This window comes from Bradyrhizobium sp. 192, assembly GCF_023100965.1.
In the GTDB taxonomy this organism is placed as follows: domain Bacteria; phylum Pseudomonadota; class Alphaproteobacteria; order Rhizobiales; family Xanthobacteraceae; genus Bradyrhizobium; species Bradyrhizobium symbiodeficiens.
This window is the reverse complement of sequence record NZ_CP064690.1, coordinates 5399268-5420014: the sequence shown is the minus strand read 5'-3', so window position 1 is coordinate 5420014 and position 20747 is coordinate 5399268. Positions and strand designations below refer to the sequence as shown.

Annotated in this window: 19 protein-coding genes; 7 read left to right on the top strand and 12 right to left on the bottom strand. The window is 65.9% G+C overall.

The genetic code is table 11. From position 1 onward, the window contains the following. Window positions 1-212: 212 nt before the first annotated feature. Genes IVB24_RS25080 through topA form a run of 4 tightly spaced genes read right to left on the bottom strand, consistent with a single transcriptional unit; the run spans window position 213 to window position 6534 of the window. Entirely contained in the window at window positions 213-962 is a 750-nt protein-coding gene (locus IVB24_RS25080) for an NUDIX hydrolase (protein ID WP_247769412.1), read from the bottom strand. A gap of 30 nt (window positions 963-992) precedes the next feature. After that, window positions 993-1433 (bottom strand): DUF983 domain-containing protein, encoded by a 441-nt coding sequence (locus IVB24_RS25075; RefSeq protein WP_247769411.1) that lies wholly within the window; start codon window positions 1431-1433, stop codon window positions 993-995. Then, window positions 1427-3772 (bottom strand): ribonuclease R, encoded by a 2346-nt coding sequence (gene rnr / locus IVB24_RS25070; protein ID WP_247769410.1) that lies wholly within the window; start codon window positions 3770-3772, stop codon window positions 1427-1429. Before rnr ends, IVB24_RS25075 begins: the two co-directional genes overlap by 7 nt. A gap of 20 nt (window positions 3773-3792) precedes the next feature. Beyond that, the gene (topA, locus tag IVB24_RS25065; RefSeq protein WP_247769406.1) at window positions 3793-6534 is read right to left on the bottom strand and encodes a type I DNA topoisomerase; all 2742 of its coding nucleotides are present in this window, start codon (window positions 6532-6534) and stop codon (window positions 3793-3795) included. A 227-nt stretch (window positions 6535-6761) separates the two neighbouring features. Here topA and IVB24_RS25060 point away from each other — a divergent pair, with 227 nt between their 5' ends. Continuing rightward, window positions 6762-7001, top strand: a complete 240-nt coding sequence (locus tag IVB24_RS25060) for a hypothetical protein (RefSeq protein WP_140480069.1) — start codon at window positions 6762-6764, stop codon at window positions 6999-7001. An 87-nt stretch (window positions 7002-7088) separates the two neighbouring features. On the opposite strand, the gene IVB24_RS25055 is transcribed toward IVB24_RS25060, so the two are convergent. After that, window positions 7089-7556, bottom strand: a complete 468-nt coding sequence (locus tag IVB24_RS25055) for a helix-turn-helix domain-containing protein (RefSeq protein WP_247769404.1) — start codon at window positions 7554-7556, stop codon at window positions 7089-7091. A gap of 122 nt (window positions 7557-7678) precedes the next feature. Here IVB24_RS25055 and IVB24_RS25050 point away from each other — a divergent pair, with 122 nt between their 5' ends. Next, window positions 7679-8452, top strand: a complete 774-nt coding sequence (locus tag IVB24_RS25050; protein ID WP_162406561.1) for an SDR family oxidoreductase — start codon at window positions 7679-7681, stop codon at window positions 8450-8452. A 97-nt stretch (window positions 8453-8549) separates the two neighbouring features. On the opposite strand, the gene IVB24_RS25045 is transcribed toward IVB24_RS25050, so the two are convergent. Continuing rightward, window positions 8550-9158, bottom strand: coding sequence for an NAD(P)H-dependent oxidoreductase (locus IVB24_RS25045; RefSeq protein ID WP_247769402.1), 609 nt, complete (start codon window positions 9156-9158; stop codon window positions 8550-8552). An 83-nt stretch (window positions 9159-9241) separates the two neighbouring features. Here IVB24_RS25045 and IVB24_RS25040 point away from each other — a divergent pair, with 83 nt between their 5' ends. After that, window positions 9242-9652: a helix-turn-helix domain-containing protein gene (locus tag IVB24_RS25040; protein ID WP_094977531.1), complete on the top strand. Its 411-nt coding sequence runs from the start codon at window positions 9242-9244 to the stop codon at window positions 9650-9652. On the opposite strand, the gene dprA is transcribed toward IVB24_RS25040, so the two are convergent. Next, window positions 9649-10791, bottom strand: a complete 1143-nt coding sequence (gene dprA / locus IVB24_RS25035) for a DNA-processing protein DprA (RefSeq protein WP_247769401.1) — start codon at window positions 10789-10791, stop codon at window positions 9649-9651. The genes IVB24_RS25040 and dprA overlap by 4 nt on opposite strands. A 91-nt stretch (window positions 10792-10882) precedes the next feature. Between dprA and IVB24_RS25030 the strand changes: the two genes are divergently transcribed. Continuing rightward, window positions 10883-12127 (top strand): amidase, encoded by a 1245-nt coding sequence (locus IVB24_RS25030; RefSeq protein ID WP_247769396.1) that lies wholly within the window; start codon window positions 10883-10885, stop codon window positions 12125-12127. Here the strand turns inward: IVB24_RS25030 and IVB24_RS25025 are convergent. The 4 genes from IVB24_RS25025 to IVB24_RS25010 form a co-directional block, all read right to left on the bottom strand. Next, on the bottom strand, window positions 12119-13285 hold the full coding sequence (locus IVB24_RS25025) for a patatin-like phospholipase family protein (RefSeq protein ID WP_247769395.1): 1167 nt from the start codon (window positions 13283-13285) through the stop codon (window positions 12119-12121). The two genes, IVB24_RS25030 and IVB24_RS25025, sit on opposite strands and share 9 nt — an antisense overlap. 184 nt (window positions 13286-13469) lie before the next feature. Continuing rightward, the gene (plsY, locus tag IVB24_RS25020; protein ID WP_094977534.1) at window positions 13470-14066 is read right to left on the bottom strand and encodes a glycerol-3-phosphate 1-O-acyltransferase PlsY; all 597 of its coding nucleotides are present in this window, start codon (window positions 14064-14066) and stop codon (window positions 13470-13472) included. A 65-nt stretch (window positions 14067-14131) separates the two neighbouring features. Then, on the bottom strand, window positions 14132-15439 hold the full coding sequence (locus IVB24_RS25015) for a dihydroorotase (protein ID WP_247769393.1): 1308 nt from the start codon (window positions 15437-15439) through the stop codon (window positions 14132-14134). Then, entirely contained in the window at window positions 15439-16386 is a 948-nt protein-coding gene (locus tag IVB24_RS25010; protein WP_094977536.1) for an aspartate carbamoyltransferase catalytic subunit, read from the bottom strand. Before IVB24_RS25010 ends, IVB24_RS25015 begins: the two co-directional genes overlap by 1 nt. Window positions 16387-16625: 239 nt before the next feature. Here IVB24_RS25010 and IVB24_RS25005 point away from each other — a divergent pair, with 239 nt between their 5' ends. Genes IVB24_RS25005 through IVB24_RS24995 form a run of 3 tightly spaced genes read left to right on the top strand, consistent with a single transcriptional unit; the run spans window position 16626 to window position 19827 of the window. Further along, window positions 16626-17375: a M15 family metallopeptidase gene (locus tag IVB24_RS25005; protein ID WP_247769392.1), complete on the top strand. Its 750-nt coding sequence runs from the start codon at window positions 16626-16628 to the stop codon at window positions 17373-17375. Between the two features lie 20 nt (window positions 17376-17395). Next, window positions 17396-19039, top strand: coding sequence for an acyl-CoA dehydrogenase family protein (locus IVB24_RS25000; RefSeq protein WP_247769391.1), 1644 nt, complete (start codon window positions 17396-17398; stop codon window positions 19037-19039). 23 nt (window positions 19040-19062) lie between these two features. Continuing rightward, window positions 19063-19827 carry a type II CAAX endopeptidase family protein gene (locus IVB24_RS24995; RefSeq protein ID WP_247774168.1) on the top strand — a complete coding sequence of 255 codons (765 nt, stop codon included), beginning with the start codon at window positions 19063-19065 and terminating at the stop codon, window positions 19825-19827. On the opposite strand, the gene IVB24_RS24990 is transcribed toward IVB24_RS24995, so the two are convergent. Beyond that, a complete protein-coding gene (locus tag IVB24_RS24990) occupies window positions 19824-20747 on the bottom strand; it encodes an AEC family transporter (protein WP_247769389.1) in 924 nt (307 codons plus the stop codon). The two genes, IVB24_RS24995 and IVB24_RS24990, sit on opposite strands and share 4 nt — an antisense overlap.

Here is a 20747-nt window from a genome sequence, read left to right as displayed (position 1 = left end):
CGGGAAGATTATTTTGTTTTTCGATGTGTGCTCAGCACGTTCTCGTCATTCCGGGGCGCCGATGCTTTCACAGCGTCATGCCCGGGCTTGTCCCGGCCATCCACGGCTCGCCTCGGCGCGCGAAGAACGTGGATGCCCGGGACAAGCCCGGGCATGACGGCCTCTGGTGAGTGTTCGTATGCGGCTACCTTGAGAAAGAGGGCGAGCGCCGCTCAGCCCAAAATATCCTTCTGCATCTTGCCGCCGTAGAAATGGAAGAACGGCACCGGCGCGTCGTGGCGGAGCGGGCCGGTGGCGAGGCGGGTGTGGAGCTCGTTGAGCACGTTGCGCGTCATCGGATGCAGGTCGGCCAGCGGCTTGGAGCCGAGCTCGACCCAGACCAGCTCGACCAGTTCGGCATCGGCATGGATCACGCCGTCGACGCGGTGGGTGATCGCGGAGGCGTCCGCCGTGAAGAAGCGCGTGTCGAACCGCTTGACGCGGCCGGGCGGGGTGATCGCGCGCGCGATCAGGAACAGGCTGGAGGGATCGGGCAGCAGGCCGGCATCCGCGAACGGCTGCCACGGACCTTCCAGCTTCGCCTTGATCTCCGCCTTGCGGCCGAGGCAGAGACCGGTCTCCTCGCAGGCCTCGCGGATCGCGGCGACGGCGAGCGACTTTGCGCGCGAAGCCGGCGTCTTCGGGCTGCCCTTGGCGAGATTGGCTTCCAGCTCGGCGGTGACGGGCGCGGCACAGGGCACGCGATAGTCGGCCTTGTCGACGCGCCCGCCGGGGAAGACGAACTTGCCGGGCATGAACACCACCTTGTCGTGGCGCTTGCCGACCAGGACTTTTGGCGTGGTGCTGCTGCGGTCGACCAGGATCAGCGTCGCGGCATCCCGCGGGCGAAAATAGGGATGGTGGTCGGCTTCCTTGCCCTCGTGGATCTTGGCCTTTTCAGCGGTTTGCGTCGTATCCGTCATGTCCTCACCCAAACGCTTTTTGCTTCTTGCTTACACAGGCGGAATACCATCCGGAGGGTTGTCGTCAAACCCGTGCATGCGCAGAGCCCATTGCAGGCCGACCACAGCTCCCTTGACGGGCTGCAGCAGCGCGAGCGAGGCGACGAAGGTGAAGGGCAGATAGGCTGCGAAGCTGAGCCAGACCGGCGTCGTGTAGTTGGTCTCGATCCAGAGGATCGAGGGCACCACGATGTGGCCGACGATGACGATGACGAGATAGGCTGGCAGATCGTCGGCGCGGTGCGGCGTGAAATCGAGGTCGCACACCGAGCAATTGTCCGCCGTCTTCAGGAAGGCGCGGAACAGTTTGCCCTCGCCACAGCGCGGGCAGCGGCCGCGAAAGCCGCGCTTCATCGCCGTCCACAGATCGCGCTTCTCGACGAGACCTGTCTCGCGCGTCCAGATTTTCGGGGCCGTGCTGATGGTCACCATGCCTTGCCCTTCTTGCCTTTGCCCTTACTCTTGCCTTTGCCCTTCTTGCCGGGCTTTGGCTTCGGCGGCTTGCGTTTTCTGTCCGGGCTGCGACCGGGATGCGCTTTGAGCGAGGGGCGGCGTTGCGGACCGGATGTCCTGCGTTCGCGCGGCGCGGCCTCACTGGAGGACGACAGCAGCTCGAAGCGCAGCGCGCCTGCGATCGGAGCTGCTTCGATCAGGCAGACGTCGACCACGTCTCCCAGCTGATACATGGTGCGGCTGCGCGTGCCGACCAGGGCGTGTCGGCTCTCGTCATAGTTGAAATATTCCGTGCCGAGGGATCTGATCGGGATCAGTCCATCGGCGCCGGTTTCAGCCAGCTTGACGAAGAGCCCGGCGCGGGTGACGCCGGAGACGCGGCCCTGGAAGCTCGCGCCGATGCGGTCGGCGAGGTGATGGGCGATCAGCCGGTCGACGGTCTCGCGCTCCGCTTTCATGGCGCGCCGTTCGGTCACCGAGATGTGGGCGGCGACTTCGCTCAGGGTTTCCGGCGTCTCGCTGTCGGGCAGGGCGCCTTCGCCGAGGCCGAGCGCGCGGACCAGCGCGCGGTGCACGACGAGATCGGCATAGCGGCGGATCGGCGAGGTGAAATGCGCGTAGCGGCGCAAATTCAGGCCGAAGTGCCCGTAATTCTCGGAGGAGTATTCGGCCTGTGCCTGGGCGCGCAGCACGACTTCGCTGACCAGCGGATAGTAATCATGGCCTTCGAGCTGGGCCAGAACGCGGTTGAACGGCGTGGGTCGCAGCGCGCCTGATTTGGCGAAGGGAACGTCGAGCGTCTCCAGAAATTCCGCGAGCGCGTGGACCTTCTCCAGCGTCGGCTCGTCGTGCACGCGGTAGATCAGCGGGAGGGATTTCTTCTCCAGCATCTCCGCGGCCGCGACGTTGGCGAGGATCATGAACTCCTCGATCAGCTTGTGGGCATCGAGACGTTCGGGCACCACGACGCGGTCGACCGTGCCGTCGCTCTTCAGGAGGATCTTGCGTTCGGGCAGATCGAGATTGAGCGGATCGCGCTCGTCGCGCGCGCGCTTGGCGCAGGCATAGGCTGCATAGAGCGGTTTCAAGATTGGATCGAGCAGGGGACCGGTGGTGTCGTCCGGCCGGCCGTCGATCGCGGCCTGCGCCTGCGCGTAGCTGAGCTTTGCCGCCGACCGCATCAGGATACGATGGAAACTGTGCGAGCGCTTGCGGCCGTCGGGCCCGAGCACCATGCGCACCGCGAGCGCGCCGCGCGGCTCGCCCGGCACCAGCGAGCAGAGATCGTTCGAGATCCGCTCGGGCAGCATCGGCACGACGCGGTCGGGGAAATAGACCGAGTTGCCGCGATCGAGCGCGTCGCGGTCGAGCGCGCTGCCAGGCCGGACGTAGAAACTCACATCAGCAATGGCGACGTTGACGATGAAGCCGCCCTTGTTGTTGGGATCGTCATCCGGCTGCGCATGCACCGCGTCGTCATGATCCTTGGCATCCGGCGGATCGATGGTGAGAAGCGGCACGTCGCGCCAATCCTCGCGGCCCTTCAAATTGGCCGGCTCGGCCGCTTCCGCATCGCGCATCGCGGCGGGCGAGAATTGCAGCGGGATGTCGTGGGCATAGATCGCGATCAGGCTGATCGCCTTCTCCGACTTGACGGAGCCGAGCTTCTCTTTCACGCGGCCGGAGGCGAGGCCAAAGCTGCGGGTGCGGACGATGTCGACGCTGACGAGATCGCCGTCCTGCGCGCCGTTCGTGTCGGCCGAGGCGATGTTCAGCTCGCGGTCGGCGGATTTCTTGTCGACGGGGACAAGCCGTCCGCCACCTTCGGGAAGTGCGCGGAACACGCCGAGGATGCGGCTCTTGGCCTTGTCGAAGACCTTGATGATGTGGCCGAGATAGGCCGGGCCTTCGGTCTCGGAGGACGGCTCGACGCGCAGCAGCACGCGGTCGCGGACGCCGGCGACGGTGCCCGGCTTTGGCCGGCGCGGCATCAGAATGCGGATTTTGGGGGGCTCGCCGCTTTCGACCTCGTCCCATTCGGTGGGGGAGGCGATCAACTCGCCGTCAGCGTCGCGGCCGGTGATGTCGGCGACCAGGGTCGGCGGCAGTGCGTCCGGTTCGGACACCTTGTGGCGCTTCTTCTTAACGGTTCCGTCGTCGGCGAGTTCGCGCAATATGCGCTTGAGCTCGACGCGATCGGCGTTCTTCAGGCCGAACTCGCGCGCAATTTCGCGGGTCCCGACCTTTCCGGGATTTGCCTTGATGAAGGCGACGATGGCTTGCCGCTCGGGAAAGCCATGGTCATTCTTGCGTTTCACTTAACCTCTACTTCTTGATCTCAAGTCTTGCCGGCACTCTTCTTGGCCGGAGCCTTGGTGGCGGCGGCCTTGGTCGGCGACGTTTTTGCGGTCGACGACACGGCTGCGCGCGCCTTGCTGGTGGATCCGGATTTGGTTTTGGCCGCCTTTTTCGCGGCCGGTTTCTTCTTTGGCGCGGCGTCATCGCCGTCCGCGGCCTTCTCTGCAGCCTTCTTGGCCTTGGCAGGCTTCGCCGCCTTCTTCGGCTTCTTGCCGCCGCCCTTGGCCGCGCGCTCGTCGATCAGCGCGATCGCCTGCGGTAGCGTGATGGCGTCTTTTTCGATGTCGCTCGGGATCGTCGCGTTGACGCCGCCGGCCGTGACGTAGGCGCCGTAGCGGCCGCCCTTCACGGTGACGGTGCCGAGCGTCGGATGATCGCCGATCGCCTTGCCGGGATCGGCGCCGAAGCGTCGGCTCGGGCCCTTGGCGACCTTTTCCGCGATCAGCGTCACCGCGCGATTGAGGCCGATGTCGAACACCTCGTCGCCAGCTTCCAGGCTGGCATAGGTCTTCTCATGCTTGACGAACGGCCCGAAGCGGCCGAGGCCTGCGGTGATCGGCTCACCGGTCTCGGGATGCTTGCCGATCTCGCGCGGCAGCGACAGCAGCTTGAGCGCAAGTTCGAGTTCGACATCGCCGGGCGAGGTGCCCTTCGGGATGCCGGCGCGCTTCGGTTTCTCGCCTTCCGCGTAATCCTTCTGCTCACCGAGCTGGATATAGGGACCGAACCGGCCGGCCTTGACCCAGACATCGCGACCGGTCTCGGGGTCCTGGCCGAGCGAACGATCGGCACTAGCCTCGCCATCGGCGGCGAGCTGACGGGTGTAGCGGCACTCCGGATAGTTCGAACAGCCCACGAAGGCGCCGAACTTGCCGGCCTTGAGATTGAGACGGCCGGTGCCGCAGTTCGGGCACTGCCTGATATCGCCGCCGTCCGTCCGCGGCGGATAGATGTGCTGTCCCAGCATGTCGTCGAGCACGTCCAGCACCTGGGCTACGCGCAGATCCTTGATTTCGTCGACGGCGCCGATGAAGCCGGTCCAGAAATCCTTCAGCACCTGCTGCCAGGAGATCTCGTTGTTGGAGATGCGGTCGAGCTGCTCCTCCAGATTGGCGGTGAAATCGTATTCGACGTAGCGGGCGAAGAAGCTTTCCAGGAACGCGACCACGACGCGGCCCTTGTCCTCGCCGTGCAGGCGCTTCTTCTCCAGCTTGACGTAGCCGCGGTCCTTCAGCACCTGGAGGATCGAGGCATAGGTCGAGGGCCGGCCGATGCCGAGCTCTTCCATGCGCTTGACCAGCGAGGCCTCGGAGAAGCGCGGCGGCGGCTCGGTGAAATGCTGCGTGACGGCGAGCGACTGCCGCTTGAGCGCATCGTTCGGGCTCATCGCGGGCAGGCGGCGGGAATCCTCGTCCTCTTCGTCGTCGCGGCCTTCCTGGTAGAGCGCGAGGAAGCCGTCGAACTTGACGACTTGGCCGGTGGCGCGGAGCTCCAGCGTGCGGGAACCTGCCTTCGCAGTGATGTCGACCGTGGTGCGCTCGAGCTCGGCCGATTCCATCTGGCTCGCGATGGTGCGTTTCCAGATCAGCTCGTAGAGCCGGGCCTGATCGGAATCGAGCTTGCGGCTCATGCTGTCGGGGCGACGCGACATGTCGGTCGGGCGGATCGCTTCGTGCGCTTCCTGGGCGTTCTTGGCCTTGGCCTGGTACTGGCGTGGCGCGTCCGGGACGTAGGCGTTGCCGTAATCCTCGCCGATCACCTTGCGAGCCTGGGTGATCGCGGACGGATCGATCTGCACGCCGTCGGTACGCATATAAGTAATGAGTCCGGTGGTCTCGCCGCCGATGTCGATGCCTTCATAGAGGCGCTGGGCGATGCGCATGGTGTGCGCCGGCGCAAAGCCGTATTTGCGGCTGGCTTCCTGCTGCAGCGTCGAGGTGGTGAAGGGCGCCTGCGGATTGCGCCGGGCGGGCTTCGCGTCGACCGAGGTCACGGCGTAGGCGGCCGTCTCCAGCGCCTTCTTGAAGTCTTCGGCTTCCGCGCCGGTGCCGATGTCGAGGCGCTGGATCTTCTTGCCGTCGGCGCCGACCAGGCGGGCCTCGAAGGCATCGCCGCGCGGCGTCAACAGGGTCGCGATCAGCGACCAATATTCGCGGGCCACGAATTTTTCGATTTCGAGTTCGCGGTCGCAGACTAGGCGCAGCGCGACCGACTGCACCCGGCCGGCCGAGCGGGCGCCCGGCAGCTTGCGCCACAGCACAGGGGAGAGGGTGAAGCCGACCAGATAGTCCAGCGCACGGCGCGCCATATAGGCGTCGACCAGCGCACCGTCGATCTGGCGCGGATGCTTCATCGCGTCCGTGACCGCCTGCTTGGTGATGGCGTTGAACACCACGCGCTCGATCTTCTGGTCCTTCAGCGCGCGCTTTTCCTTCAGCACCTCCAGCACGTGCCAGGAGATGGCCTCGCCCTCACGATCAGGGTCGGTGGCGAGAATCAGGCGGTCGGCGTTCTTCAGGGACTTGGCGATGTCGTTGAGCCGGCCGGCCGCCTTGGGGTCGACCTCCCAGATCATCTTGAAATTGGCATCGGGATCGACGGAGCCGTTCTTCGCGGGCAGGTCGCGGACATGGCCGAACGAGGCCAGAACCTCATAGGACGAGCCCAAATACTTGTTGATCGTCTTGGCTTTCGCCGGCGACTCCACAATGACGATATTCATGTAGTTCCAGTAACTTATGGGAAAATTGGGGGCCGAAAACGAAAGGACTCGGGTCGGCCGTTTCGACCCGAACATGGGTGGTGAGGCCTCCGCTGTCAAATCGGAGGCTGTTGAAAGCCCCCCGGATGGGAAAAGTTTCATATCGAGAAAGTTGCAAAATACCACCTTGGAGTTGCGATCGCTATCGGCGTAATGTTTCCACGGGGCATGGATTCGGGTGGGGTCTGTTGACTAGGCCGGGAAAGAAACGGGCGCGCGCCGTATCAGGCGCGCCGGGAGGCTCGCGTCACGACGAACCGGGGGAGGGCGGCGCGGACGAGGCTGTCACCTTCATCGCCGAGCAGGTCGGCGCGTTGCGCAAGCTTGCCGAGCGTCACAAGCTCGACGTGCTGCATTATCTCCTTGGCATGACCAAGCTGGAGGCCGACGAGCACCTGCGGCTGCGGAGCAAGCGCAAGCTGTCGTGAGGCTTGCGCCTCGGGATGACGGTGATGGATGGGAGTGCGCAGCTTCAACCGTCTTCGCAATGACGATGCGGTCGCAGTTGTGCGTGGTCAGGCCGACCGCCGTCGCGGCGCCGGTCGCGGCTTCAGCATCGTATCCGCCGGGCTAAGCAGCCGCCCGTCCTCCGCACGCATTTCGAGCCTCTTCACCGGGCGGCCTTTTTCACGATCCACCAAAATGGTCGCGATCTCCTCTGGGTGATCGTCGAACGCCTCGCTCCATTGCCGTAGCGCTAGCAGGATCGGGAAAGTGCCGCGGCCCTTCGCGGTCAGCACATACTCTTGATAAGCGCTGCCGTCAGAGGCGGGGGCGGTTGCCAGGATGCCGTGGTCGACGAGCGAGCGCAGCCGCGCCGCCAGGATATTCTTGGCCATGCCGAGCTTGCTCTGGAATTCGCCGAACCGACGCAGGCCGAACAGCGCCTCGCGGATGATCAGCAGCGACCACCAATCGCCCAGCGCATCGAGCGACCGCGCGATCGGGCAGGCATCGCCCTCGAAGCTCGTTCGTTTCACCATCGTTTTCGGTCCTGTCGCGTTCGCACGATTGGCGTGCCGATCACGCGCTTGTGTGGTTGCATCATAAAACCATATGCCTTAGATGGCAATATAGTTTTATGATGCAACTACTGGAGGCGAATGTGAGACTGAAGAACAAGACGGCCCTGATCACCGGGGGCAATAGCGGAATCGGGCTGGCAACGGCCAAGCTGTTCGTGGCCGAAGGCGCCAAGGTGGTGGTCACCGGACGCAACAAGCAGACGCTGGAAGCGGCGGCGAAGGAGCTGGGGCCCAATGCACTCACGCTCGCTGCGGACGCCACCGACATCGCCGCGACCGAAGCCGCCATCAAGCAGGGCGCCGAGAAATTCGGCAAGTTCGACATCGTGTTCGCCAATGCCGGCATCGCCGGCGGCACGCCGCTCGGCTCAGCCGCGCTCGAGGTCTTCGAGAAAGTCATCAGCACCAACCTGACCAGCGTGTTCTTCACTGTGCAGTCGGCGCTGCCTTACCTCAACGACAACGCTTCGATCATCCTCAACGGTTCGGTCATCTCCGTGCTCGGGATTCCCGGCTACTCCGCTTATGGCGCGGCGAAGGCCGGCGTACGGGCGATGGCGCGGATCATGGCCTCGGAGCTGTCGCCGCGCGGCATCCGCGTCAACGTGGTCGCGCCCGGCGCGATCCGCACGCCGATCTGGGGACCTGCAACGGCAACGCCGGAAGCCGAGAAGGAATTCGAGAAGCGGATCGCGCTGTCGACGCCGCTGGGGCGCCTCGGCGAAACCGATCACGTTGCGAAGACGGTGCTGTTCCTCGCTTCCGATGATTCCGCGCATGTGCAGGGCCAGGAGATCTTCGTCGACGGCGGCGCGGTGGCCTCGCCGAGCGGCGCGCCGATCTATCGCGGCTGATCGAGTGAAGTGAAAATTGAATCGGCCGGCGCGATCCTCGCGGGTTGCGCCGGCCGGTTCCCACGTCTTGCGAGCGGCGGCCGATCTTGCCGAAGCCTCAGGCCGCGCGCAGGGTCGTTGCCGATTGCAGCGCGCCGGCAATCGCCTTTTCGCGGTGCTCCGGGCCGAGCTGGATGCCGTCTGCGAAGATGAATTCGGGATTGGTGATGCCGATGAAGCCGAACACCCAGCGCAGGTAGGTTTCAAGATGCTCGCCAGCGGCGGTCGGCATGTCCGCGCCGTAATGGCCCCCGCGCGAGATTGCCACGATCACACGCTTGGCGCCGGCAAGGCCCTGCGGCCCATTCGCCCCGTAGCTGAACGTCTTGCCTGCCACCAGGATGCGATCGATCCAGGCCTTGAGCTGGCTCGGGATCGTGAAATTGTACATGGGCGCGCCGATCACGACGATGTCGGCGGCCAGGAACTCGTCCAGCGCGGCCGCACTTGCGGCAAGGTCGGGTCCGAGTTCTGCCGGGGCAGGAGCGCCTTGCGCAGCCGCGAGGTGCGAGCCGGAGAGGTGGGCCAGCGGGGTCAGGGTCAGGTCGCGGTAGACGATCTCCAGCGAGGGCGTCGTCTGCCGGAGCCGGTCGACGATGGCCGCGGAGACCTGTCGGGAGACGGAATGGGGGCCGAGCACGCTGGAGTCGATATGGAGCAGTTTCATTTGGGATCATCCTGGTATAAGTTTGTAACCAGAGCTACATGAGTGACTGCCGAAATCCCCGCAAGAACGCACTTTTTTGAGCCATGGGCACATCCTTGAAACCTGAGAACACCGGTTTGCCTGCACCGCGGCTGCCGGATCCGGACCACGCCGACTGCCGCGGCGTGGCTTCGGTCCTGTCGCGCGTCGGCGACAAATGGAGCGTGTTCGTCATCATGATGCTCAGCGATGGGCCGAAACGCTTCAACGAGCTCAAGCGCATGATCAACGGCATCTCGCAGCGGATGCTGACCTTGACGCTGCGCGGGCTGGAGCGCGACGGCCTGGTCACGCGCACGATCTTTCCGACCATTCCGCCACGCGTCGATTACGAGCTGACCGATCTCGGTCGCGGGCTGCAACAGCCGGTGAAAGAGCTCGGGCAGTGGGCGATCGACCATCTGATGCAGATCGAGGCGGCGCGCACGAAGTTCGATCAACGCAACGACAGCTAAAGCAGCGACACCAGCCCGCCGCCGTGACGCTCCAGCTTGCCGGCAAGCTCGAGCTCCAGCAGCACGGTGCGCACGATCGCGGGCGAGGCGCCGGACATCCGCACCAGATCGTCGATCGAGATGGGCGTGGGGCCGAGCAGGCCGGTGATCTGGTCGCGGTCGTGGCCTTGCGGATCGGTCTCGAACGGCTCGCTGTCGGGCTCGCTTATCGGGTGCATCAGCGGCCGTTCCATGATCGGCGCGATCGCGTTGACGATATCGGCAGCTTCCGTGACGAGGGTCGCGCCCTGCTTGATCAGATCATTGGCGCCGGCGGCGCGCGGATCGAGCGGCGAGCCCGGCACCGCGAACACCTCGCGGCCCTGTTCGGCCGCCATGCGCGCGGTGATCAGCGAGCCGGAGCGGTGCGCGGCTTCCACCACGACGACGCCGAGCGAGGCGCCCGAGATCAGCCGGTTGCGGCGGGGGAAGTCGCGGGCGCGCGGCTCGTGGCCGAGCGGCATCTCGGAGATCGCAGCGCCCGCGTTGTCGAGGATCGCTGTGAGCAAATCGCCATGCTCGGGCGGATAGATGCAATCCTGGCCGCCGGCCAGCACCGCGACGGTGCCGCTTGCGACGCTGGCGCGATGCGCGGCCTGATCGACGCCGCGCGCGAGCCCGGAGATGACCATGAAGCCGGCTTCGCCGAGCTCGCGCGCCAGCAGGCCTGCGAATTTCAGCCCGGCGCCGGAGGCGTTGCGCGAGCCGACGATGGCAATCATCGGCCGCATCAAGGTCTTAGTATCGCCGCGCACCGCGAGCAGCGGCGGCGCATCGTCGATCATCGCCAGCCGGGCCGGATAGCCGTCCTCGCCGGGCGCGCGCCAGGCGATGCCGAATTTGCGGCTCGCGGCGAGCTCGGCCTTGGCCTCGTCCGCGCTGCAGATGCGCCCCGAGCGCTGCGCACCGCCGCGGCGCGCCAGATCAGGCAGCCGCTCCAGCGCCGCCCGCGCGCTGCCGAAATGATCGACCAGCGAACGGAAGGTGCGCGGGCCGACATTGTCGGAGCGGATCAGCCGCAGGCGGTCGATCCGTTCAGCCTCGGTCAGCTCTATGCTCGGATTGATGGCGTCCACGGCGGCTCCTTGCAGCGCCAGCATGGAACAACCAGAGGGCGTTGCGCAACAGCTCCGTGCGCTTGCGTGGCCCCGCTCCGATGCTAAAAGCGATGCCAATAAGAAGGGTATTGCCATGATCTCACTCGCCGACCTCCAGCGCCGCATCGAAGCGGGCGGGCTTTCGCCTGAAGCCGCCATCGCCCAGTCGCATGCGGCGATCGAGGCGCGCGAGAAGGACGTCCACGCCTTCGTCCGTCACGACAAATCCGCGAAGGCGCAAGCCTCTGGCCCGTTGCGCGGCATCGCGGTCGGCATCAAGGACATCATCGACACCGCTAATATGCCGACCGAGATGGGCTCGGAGATCTATCGCGGCTGGCAGCCGCGCGCCGATGCGCCGGTCGTGATGATGCTGAAGCGGGCGGGCGCCACCATCATCGGCAAGACCACCACGACGGCGTTCGCCTCGCGCGATCCGACCCCGACGCTCAATCCGCACAACACAGGGCATACGCCGGGCGGCTCGTCCTCGGGCTCGGCGGCAGCAGTCGGTGCCGGCATGATTCCGCTGGCGCTGGGCACCCAGACCGGCGGCTCGGTGATCCGGCCGGCGGCCTATTGCGGGACCGCCGCGATCAAGCCGTCGTTCCGGATGCTGCCGACGGTCGGCGTGAAGTGCTATTCGTGGGCGCTCGACACCGTCGGCCTGTTCGGATCGCGCGCGGAAGATCTTGCGCACGGACTGTTGGCGATGACGGGGCGCACCGAGTTTGCCGGCATCGTTCCGGCGAAATCGCCGCGCATCGGCGTGGTCAGGCAGGAGTTTGCCGGCGCCGTCGAGCCGGCCGCCGAGGAGGGCTTGCAGGCCGCGATCAAGGCGGCGGAGCGCGCCGGTGCCCGCGTGCAGGTCATCGATCTGCCCGAGGCGGTGCAGGAGGCCTGGCGCATCCATCCCATCGTCCAGGATTTCGAGGCGCATCGCGCGCTGGCCTGGGAGTTTTCGGAGCGTCACGACGAGATCGCGCCGATGCTGCGGGCAAGCCTCGATGCCACCGCTCATCTGACGCCGAAGGAATACGACGAGGCGCGCCGGATCAGCCGCCGCGGCCGCCGCGAGCTCAGCGAAGTATTCGAGGGCGTCGACGTGCTCCTGACCTATTCCGCGCCAGGCACGCCGCCGGCCAAGGAGCTCGCGAGCACAGGCGATCCCCGCTACAACCGGCTCTGGACGCTGATGGGCAATCCTTGCGTCAACGTGCCGGTGCTGAAGGTGGGTGGCCTGCCTGTCGGCGTGCAGGTGATCGCGCGCTTCGGCAACGATCCCGTCGCACTCGCGACGGCATGGTTTCTGGAGAACGCGCTGGCGAATTCAGGCTAGCGCGGGTTCGAAGGCGACAGCGGCGGGCGCGGCGAACGTTGCGCCGGCCTTTGCATCTTGCCCGAGCCAGCGCTCGGCAGCGTGACGACCGCTCCGGTGCAGCAGGCGAATGAAGCCGCGGCCGAGATCGGTCGATGAGCGTTGCGCCAGGCCGTCAACGGAATCTTCCGCCGCGATCCTGGTGAGGCGCAGCGAGGGCGCGGCATGCGCCTGCGCCCATTCGATCGCGGCGATCTCGGCATTGAGCGCGGCGTTAGCTGCGATCTGGTCGAGCCTGCGGTCGATCGCGGCGAGCGTGATCGGCACGTAGCTGTCGCGCGCCGGTGTGACCTGAACGAGCAGGACGTCGGCCGTCGAGGTCTCTTGCGCCAGCCGCAGCAACGGCGGATTGCCGCCGAAGCCGCCGTCCCAATAGGCTTCGCCCTCGATCTCGACGGCGCAGTGAACCAAGGGCGGACAGGTCGAGGCCAGCGCGACGTCGGCGGTGATGGCCTCGTTGCGGAAGATCTGCTGCTGGCCGTCGCGGATCCGTGTCGCCGCGATCAAAAGCTTCGGGCAGCCCGGATTGAGCAGCGCGGCGAAATCGATGTCGCGCGACAGCGCCTGCCGCAGCGGATCGAGATCGATCGGATCGAACCGGCCGGAGCGCAAGGTCGGGCCGAACGCGACCGAGCTTCCCGCCGGCGAGAAGCCGCCGACCAGCATCAGCGAGCGGAACGAGGCCTCGTGCATCAGGCGGAGCCAGAATCGGCTCAGCCGTGCCCGCGCAGCTTCGCGGCCGCCCTCCGCGAGGCCGGAGGCGAGCAGGAGCGCATTGATGGCGCCGGCACTGGCGCCGCTGACGGTGTCGATCTCGATCGGCTCTTCCAGCAGCCGTTCCAGCACGCCCCAGGTGAAGGCGGCAAAGGTGCCGCCACCCTGCAGCGCCAGCGAGAGCTTTCGCGGCGGCCATTTGGTGAAACGAGCCTGCTCAACCGGAGCAGCCGCCGTGACGGCCTCGACCGGCGCAGTTGCGGCGGGCGCGGGCGGCGAAACGGCTGTGGGCGCTGGAGGCGGTGTGGCGGCATCGGACCAGATGCAGGTCGTCGACAGCAGCCGGCTCGCTGCAGTGCCCTGCAAGCCAGCTTCGTCATGGATGCCGTCGATCTTTTCGCTCATTCCGAGCAACCGCGTAACGTCATTTCCACTGTCAGGATGACAGGCATGGAGCCTGTTCGCTACTCCCGGCCGCGAGAAGGTCGGCAGTTGCGAACAGGATTTGACATATAATGCGCAGAGGAGCCTCGGTATCCGTAGATGCCCCGGCTTCGAAGACTTTACCTCGACGCGGTTCGGGACGCGACTACGCCTTCTCGCCGATCCGGCTCTCCTTGCCGGTCTGCAAGCGCTTTATGTTCTCGCGGTGCGCGTAGAACGTCAGCAGCGTCAGCAACGCCGTCAGCGCGGCCAATGCGAGATGCCCGAACCACCACAGGAACATCGGCGTGACGAACGCCGCCACCAGCGCGGAGAGCGAGGAGTAGCGTGTGGTGAAGGCGGTCGCCAGCCAGATCAGGCAGAACACCACCATGCCGGGCCAGAACAGGCCGAGCAGGATGCCAATATAGACGGCCACGCCCTTGCCGCCTTTGAATTTGAGCCAGACCGGGAAGAGATGGCCGAGGAAGGCGCCGAGCCCGGCCACCATGGCGGCATTGGGTCCTGCGATGTAGCCGGCGATCACCACCGCCGCCGTGCCCTTAAGCGCATCGAGCAACAGCGTGCCGGCGGCAAGAGCCTTGCTGCCCGTGCGCAGCACGTTGGTGGCGCCGATGCTGCCGGAGCCGATCGAACGGATATCCTGGGTGCCGGCGAGCCTGGTCAGGACCAGTCCGAACGGGATCGAGCCGAGGAGGTAGCCGATGACGAAGGCCACCGGCAAAAATGCTTCAAGCCCCATGGCTGCGTCTCCCCACATGGCTGCGTCTCCAAAGTCCTGACTTCCAAGCCGAACGATTGCGCACGTCAGACATGCTCATACACCGTTCGACCGCCGACAATGGTGCGCACCACGCGGCCTGTAAAGCGGGCCTCGTCGAACGGGGTATTCTTGCAGGGCGATTTGAGCTCGGCGGGATCGACCACCCACGGCACGTCGGGGTCGATCACGATGACGTCGGCCGGGCTGCCCACGCGCAGGGTTCCGCCAGGAAGGCCGAGCAACTCGGCCGGGCGGGTCGACATCGCGCGGATCAGCGTCTTCAGGTCCAACTCGCCATTGTGCACGAGGCGGAGGCCGGCGGGCAGCATGGTTTCCAGACCGACGGCGCCGGGAGCGGCTTCGGCGAAGGGGAGGCGCTTGACCTCGACGTCCTGCGGATTGTGGTCGGACATGATGACGTCGAGGAGGCCGGAGGCGATTGCGGCAACCAGCGCACGGCGGTCATCCTCGGTGCGCAGCGGCGGTGACAGTTTCAGGAAGGAACGATAGGGGCCGATGTCGTTCTCGTTCAGCGCAAGATGGTTGATCGAGACCGAGGCGCTGACGGCGAGACCGGCGTCGCGGGCACGTTGGAGGACCTCCAGCGAGTCCGTGCAGGTCAGCGAGGCCGCGTGATAGCGGCCCCCAGTGAGCGCGACGAGGCGCATGTCGCGTTCGAGGATCACAGCCTCGGCGGCATTCGGGATGCCCATCAGGCCGAGCCGCGATGCGAACTCGCCCTCGTTCATCACGCCTTCGCCGACGAGATCGGGGTCCTCGGTGAAGTGCACGATCAGCGCGTCGAAATCGCGGGCGTAGGTCAGCGCACGGCGCATCACCAGCGCGTTGGTCACGCTTCGGACGCCGTCGCTGAAGGCGATGGCACCCGCAACCTTGAGCAGGCCGAACTCGGTCATCTCGTGGCCGTGCATACCCTTGGTGAGGGCTGCCATCGGCTGGATGTTGACGATCGCGGTGTCGCGGGCGCGGCGCATCACGAAGTCGACGGTCGCCGAATTGTCGATCACCGGAGAAGTGTCGGGCTGGCAGATGATGGTGGTGATGCCGCCGGTCGCGGCCGCCTGACTTGCGGTGGCAAAGGTCTCGCGGTGGCTGAAGCCGGGTTCGCCGACGAAGGCGCGCATGTCGATCAGGCCGGGCGCGACGATCTTGCCGGCGCAGTTGACGATGTCGGTGCCTTCGGGGACGCCGGCAGCTCCAATGCCGCGGCGGGTCTCGCGGATGGCGCCATCGGCGATCAGGACGTCGCCGACACCGTCGAAATCCCTGGAGGGATCGACTACGCGGGCATTGGCGAGCAGGATGGGGCGGCGATCAATCAACATCGGCATCACGCGTTCGGCAGGTTACGGGCGAGCGCTTCCAGTACCGCCATGCGCACGGCGACGCCCATCTCCACCTGTTCGCGGATCAGGGACTGGGCGCCGTCGGCCACGATCGAGTCGATCTCGACGCCGCGGTTCATGGGTCCGGGATGCATCACGAGCGCGTCGGGCTTGGCGTAGGCGAGCTTCTTCTGGTCGAGCCCGAAATAGTGGAAATATTCCGAGGTCGACGGCACGAAGGAGCCGTTCATGCGCTCGCGCTGCAGCCGCAGCATCATGACGATGTCGGCGCCGTTCAGCCCCTCGCGCATGTCGCGGGCCACCTCGACGCCCATCCGCTCGATGCCCGGCGGCAGCAGTGTGGTGGGGCCGACCACGCGGACGCGGGCGCCCATCGTATTGAGCAGAATGATGTTAGAGCGGGCGACACGCGAATGCAGCACGTCGCCGCAGATCGCGACCACGAGGCCTTCGATCCGGCCCTTGTTGCGGCGGATCGTGAGCGCGTCGAGCAGGGCTTGCGTGGGATGCTCATGGGCGCCGTCGCCGGCATTGATCACGGAACCGTCAACCTTGCGCGCCAGCAGTTCCACCGCGCCGGAGGCGTGGTGGCGCATCACCAGGATATCCGGGTGCATCGCGTTCAGCGTCATCGCGGTGTCGATCAGCGTCTCGCCCTTCTTGATGGACGAGGACGCGACCGACATGTTCATGACGTCGGCGCCGAGTCGCTTTCCCGCGAGCTCGAATGAGGACTGGGTCCGGGTCGAGGCCTCAAAGAAGAGGTTTATTTGCGTCCGTCCCCGCAGGACGGTGCGCTTCTTGTCAACCTGGCGGTTGAGCTCGACATATTCTTCGGACAGGTCGAGGAGGCCGCTGATGTCGGCCGCGGAAAGGCCCTCGATCCCCAGCAAATGCCGGTGGCCGAGGACGAAGGTCGATTTCGATGTCATTAAAGCGAGAGCTATAGGCGCGGATGGCTGAGGGGGCAAGGGCCAATGCCGGGGCGGGGAGTTATCCCCTGAGGAGTCTGGTAAGACGTCGATCGTCATGCCCGGGCATAGCCGTCCGAAGGACGGCGTCGCTTCCGCTTGCCTATGTCCCGGGCATCCACCTTCTTCTATCGCATTTGACGCAAATAAGGCCGTGGATGGCCGGGACAAGCCCGGCCATGACGATGTGGAGGCTCCCGTTGAAGACAACTCTGACAGCGCTCTTGGTTGCAGCATTTGTTGGCGCCGCCCACGCCCAATCGCTCCCCGGCGGATTCGTCTACCTGCGCGACGTCGATCCCAGCATCATCCAGGACATCCGCTACGCCACCGCGAACAATTTCGTCGGCCGTCCGCTCGCCGGCTACAATGCCGGTGAATGCGTGGTGAAGCGGGAGGTGGTTCTGCGGCTGAAGGCGGTGCAGCAGGAGCTGACGGCGCAAAATCTCTCGCTGAAGATGTTCGACTGCTACCGGCCGGCGCGGGCCTCGCTCGATATGGTCAAGTGGTCGCAGAACGGTCATGAGACCGCGGCCGAGCGGCGCTACAATCCCAAAATCCCCAAGACCGAGCTGTTCCGCCTTGGTTACATCGCGAGTCGCTCGCAGCATTCGACGGGCGCTGCGCTCGATCTCACGCTGGTCGATCTCAAAGTTGACAATTCGGGCAAGTACGACCCGTCGAGGAGCTATGCCGATTGCACCGCGCCGGTCGAAGCGCGGGCACCCGAAGGCAGCGTCGACATGGGCACCGGCTACGACTGTACCGACACGAAGGGCCATACTTCGGCACCGGCGGTCACGCCGGAGCAGCGCGCCTGGCGCAAGCGGCTGGTGGCTGCGATGGCCAGGCAAGGCTTTGTGAACTATGCGAAGGAGTGGTGGCATTTTTCCCTGCCGGGGGCCGGCGGGGCGCCCTATGATTTTCCGATCCAGCCGCGGCGGAACTGAGTCCGCGCCGAGGAAACCCGATGACGCAGCCGAGCTTTGCGACCCACGAGGTCTTCAACCAGTCGCCGCCGTTCGAGGACGTCGATCTGTTCGCCGTGGATCGTCCGCTGGTGGACGCGGTGAAGGCCAATGGCGGCGCGGCGGCGGAGCGCGAGCTGTCAGAGTTCGGCCGGCAATGGGGCTCGGCCGCGATGGCCGATCGCGGGCGTTTGGCGAACGAGAATACACCGAAGCTGCGCAGCTTCGACGCAAAAGGCAATCGCCGCGACCAGGTGGAGTTTCATCCGGCCTATCATGAACTGATGGCGCACAGCGCCCATGCCGGGGTGCACAATTCGACGTGGACTGCGAACGGCAAACCGGCGGGCGATGCCGCCGAAGTGATCCGCGCGGCAAAATTCTACATGGCAGCTCAGGTCGAGACCGGCCATCTCTGTCCGATCACGATGACGCGCGCCTCGGTCGGTGCGTTGGCGATGCAGCCGGATCTGCTCGGCCGCGTGATGCCGGTGCTGTCGACCAAGAGCTACGATTCCACGTTCGCGCCGTGGTGGGACAAGCGCGGCAGGACGCTCGGCATGGGCATGACCGAGAAGCAGGGCGGCACCGACGTGCGCGCCAACATGACGCGCGCCGTCCGTGACGGCGAAGCCTATCACATCACCGGCCACAAATGGTTCATGTCGGCGCCGATGTGCGATGCGTTCCTGGTGCTGGCGCAGGCCGAGCAGGGCCTGACGTGTTTCTTCATGCCGCGCTTCGCGCCGGACGGTTCCGTGAATGCGATCCAGTTCCAGCGATTGAAGGACAAGCTCGGCAATCGCTCCAATGCCTCGTCCGAGGTCGAATTCACGGGTGCCTACGCCGAACGGATCGGCGAGGAGGGCAAGGGCATCCGCACCATTATTCAGATGGTGCAGCTGACGCGGCAGGATTGCGCGATCGCCTCGGTCGGTCTGATGCGCTCGGGGCTCGCGCATGCACTGCATCACGCCCGTCACCGCAGCGTGTTCCAGAAGCATCTGGCCGACCAGCCCCTGATGCAGGCGGTACTGTCGGACATGGCGCTGCATGTCGAGGCGAGCACGGCCCTGGTGATGCGGCTCTGCCGCGCCTTCGACCGCACGCCGCACGATGCGGCGGAGGCCGCCTATATGCGGCTGCTGACGCCCGCGATCAAATACTGGACCTGCAAGAGTGCGCCGCCGTTCCTCTATGAAGCCATGGAGTGCCTGGGCGGCAATGGCTATGTCGAGGACGGCATCCTGGCGCGACATTACCGGGAGGCGCCGGTCAACGCGATCTGGGAAGGCTCCGGCAACGTGATGTGCCTCGACGTGCTGCGCGCGCTCTCGCGCGAGCCGGAGGCGGCGACGGCCGTGTTGCAGGCGTTAGCGGCCGAGACGAAGGGTTTGCCTGGGGCGGGCGAGGCGGCCAGCTTCATCGACAAGACTTTTCGGCGCGCCGATGGCGAGCGCGTCGCGCGCCTCGCCGTCGAGAAGCTGGCGCTGCTGGCCGCTGCGGCGGCGCTGAACAGCGTGTCGCCGCGCAATGCCGAACTGTTCGCGAGCACGCGCCTTGCGGCCAATCACGCCAGCATGTACGGCGCGGTCGAGCTCGACAGCGGCGGGGCTCGCGGGCTGCTGGAGCGGGCGCTGCCGTGAGTGTTCCGAACGAAAGCCCATTGATGGACTCCCTCAATCCCGACCATCCGCCGCTGACCGTGACGCCTGCGCCGCCGCGCGTCTGGCTGTTCTGGGGCACGGCGTTGTGGGGCCTCATCATCTTCGCCGCAATGTTCGTCGGGCAGATCGGCGCCGTCGTCCTGCTGGCGGCGCTGCGTGGTCTTCCCATGGACCTCGCCTCGGTCCAGGCGATCGGCCACGAGCCGCAGGCGCTCGCGCTCTCGGTCATCATGGGACTGCCGGCAACGCTTCTGGCGGTGTGGCTGGCCATTGCCATCAAGAAGGCCTCCTTCGTCGATTATCTCGCGCTGCACTGGCCGTCCTGGAAGCAACTGCTGTTCGGTGCCGTCGGCCTCATCCTGATCGTGGTGGTCTGGGAGACGATGTCGCGCGCGCTCGGCCGCGAGGCGACGCCGGGCTTCATGACCGATCTGTTGAAATCGGGCCGCGACAAGGGCGCGGCGCTGTTGCTGCTGTTCGCCTTCAGCGTGGCCGCGCCGATGTCGGAGGAGATCCTGGCGCGCGGCTTCCTCTATCGCGGTTGGTCGGCGAGCTTTTTGCGCGTGCCTGGCGCGATCCTGCTGTCGTCGCTGGTCTGGACGGTCGTGCACCTGCAATACGACATCTACTTCCTCGCCGAGGTCTTCACCATCGGACTGTGGTTCGGCTACATGCGCTATCGCGCGAATTCACTCTGGCTCACCATCGCGCTGCACGCGATGAACAATCTGACCGCTGTGGTGCTGACGATGTGGCTGGGGAGCTAGGCCACCAGCGCGATCGCGATCGGCATGGTGATCGTCGCCAGGATCGTCTGCAGCGTGATGATTTGCGCCAGCAGCGGTGCGTCACCGCCCATCTGGCGGGCGAGGACATAGGCGCTGGGAGAGGTCGGGACCGCCGCGCAGATCGCGACGATCGCAAGACTGTTGCCCGATAGCCCAAACCACAAGGCGAGCGCCAACGCGAGCAATGGCATCAGCACCAGCTTGAACGCCACGCCGAGCGTCGCGCCGAGGCTGGGGCGGAGCAGTCCCTTGAGCTGCAGGCCCGCGCCGGTGACGAGCAGGCCGATCGCGAGCGAGGAGCGGCCGAGCGCGTCGGCCACCTCGTGCCAGATCTTCGGCAACGGGAGATGCATGACGTTGATGGCGAGGCCGATGACACAGGCCCAGATCAGGGGATTGCGGATCACCGTTATGGCGATGGTCCGTGCTGACTGCTTCTCCGGCGCTGCGTAATGTGCGAGCACCGCGACGCTGAAGACGTTGACCAGCGGAATGATCGCGACCATCGCCACCGACGCCAGCGCCAGCCCGACATCGCCATACAGGTTGGCGGAGACCGACAGCGCCACGTAGGTCTGCCAGCGCGTCGCGCCCTGGAAGATCGAGGTGAAGGCGGGGCCGTCGATATCGAGCCGCGCCAGGGCCGGGCGCAGCGCGAGGCAGAGCAGCGACATCGCCAGCGCCGACAGCAGCAGCGCGCCGCCGACACCGGCGACCGGCACCCTGGAGAGGTCGGCCTTCACCAGCGTCTGGATCAGCAGCATTGGAAACAGCACGAAATAGGTCAGCCGCTCCAGCCCGTGCCATTGCGTGTCGAGCCGCATCAGGCTGCGCTTCAAGACCACGCCGAGCACGATGAGGATGAAGACCGGCAGCAGCGCCGCGATCACGACGGCCAT

Coding starts and splice junctions, on each gene's coding strand:
- IVB24_RS25080 (WP_247769412.1), bottom strand. CDS start 962: ATGACGGATACGACGCAAACCGCTGAAAAGGCCAAGATCCACGAGGGC.
- IVB24_RS25075 (WP_247769411.1), bottom strand. CDS start 1,433: ATGGTGACCATCAGCACGGCCCCGAAAATCTGGACGCGCGAGACAGGT.
- topA (WP_247769406.1), bottom strand. CDS start 6,534: ATGAATATCGTCATTGTGGAGTCGCCGGCGAAAGCCAAGACGATCAAC.
- IVB24_RS25055 (WP_247769404.1), bottom strand. CDS start 7,556: ATGGTGAAACGAACGAGCTTCGAGGGCGATGCCTGCCCGATCGCGCGG.
- IVB24_RS25045 (WP_247769402.1), bottom strand. CDS start 9,158: ATGAAACTGCTCCATATCGACTCCAGCGTGCTCGGCCCCCATTCCGTC.
- IVB24_RS25040 (WP_094977531.1), top strand. CDS start 9,242: ATGGGCACATCCTTGAAACCTGAGAACACCGGTTTGCCTGCACCGCGG.
- dprA (WP_247769401.1), bottom strand. CDS start 10,791: ATGCTGGCGCTGCAAGGAGCCGCCGTGGACGCCATCAATCCGAGCATA.
- IVB24_RS25030 (WP_247769396.1), top strand. CDS start 10,883: ATGATCTCACTCGCCGACCTCCAGCGCCGCATCGAAGCGGGCGGGCTT.
- IVB24_RS25025 (WP_247769395.1), bottom strand. CDS start 13,285: ATGAGCGAAAAGATCGACGGCATCCATGACGAAGCTGGCTTGCAGGGC.
- plsY (WP_094977534.1), bottom strand. CDS start 14,066: ATGGGGCTTGAAGCATTTTTGCCGGTGGCCTTCGTCATCGGCTACCTC.
- IVB24_RS25015 (WP_247769393.1), bottom strand. CDS start 15,439: ATGCCGATGTTGATTGATCGCCGCCCCATCCTGCTCGCCAATGCCCGC.
- IVB24_RS25010 (WP_094977536.1), bottom strand. CDS start 16,386: ATGACATCGAAATCGACCTTCGTCCTCGGCCACCGGCATTTGCTGGGG.
- IVB24_RS25000 (WP_247769391.1), top strand. CDS start 17,396: ATGACGCAGCCGAGCTTTGCGACCCACGAGGTCTTCAACCAGTCGCCG.
- IVB24_RS24995 (WP_247774168.1), top strand. CDS start 19,063: ATGGACTCCCTCAATCCCGACCATCCGCCGCTGACCGTGACGCCTGCG.
- IVB24_RS24990 (WP_247769389.1), bottom strand. CDS start 20,747: ATGGCCGTCGTGATCGCGGCGCTGCTGCCGGTCTTCATCCTCATCGTG.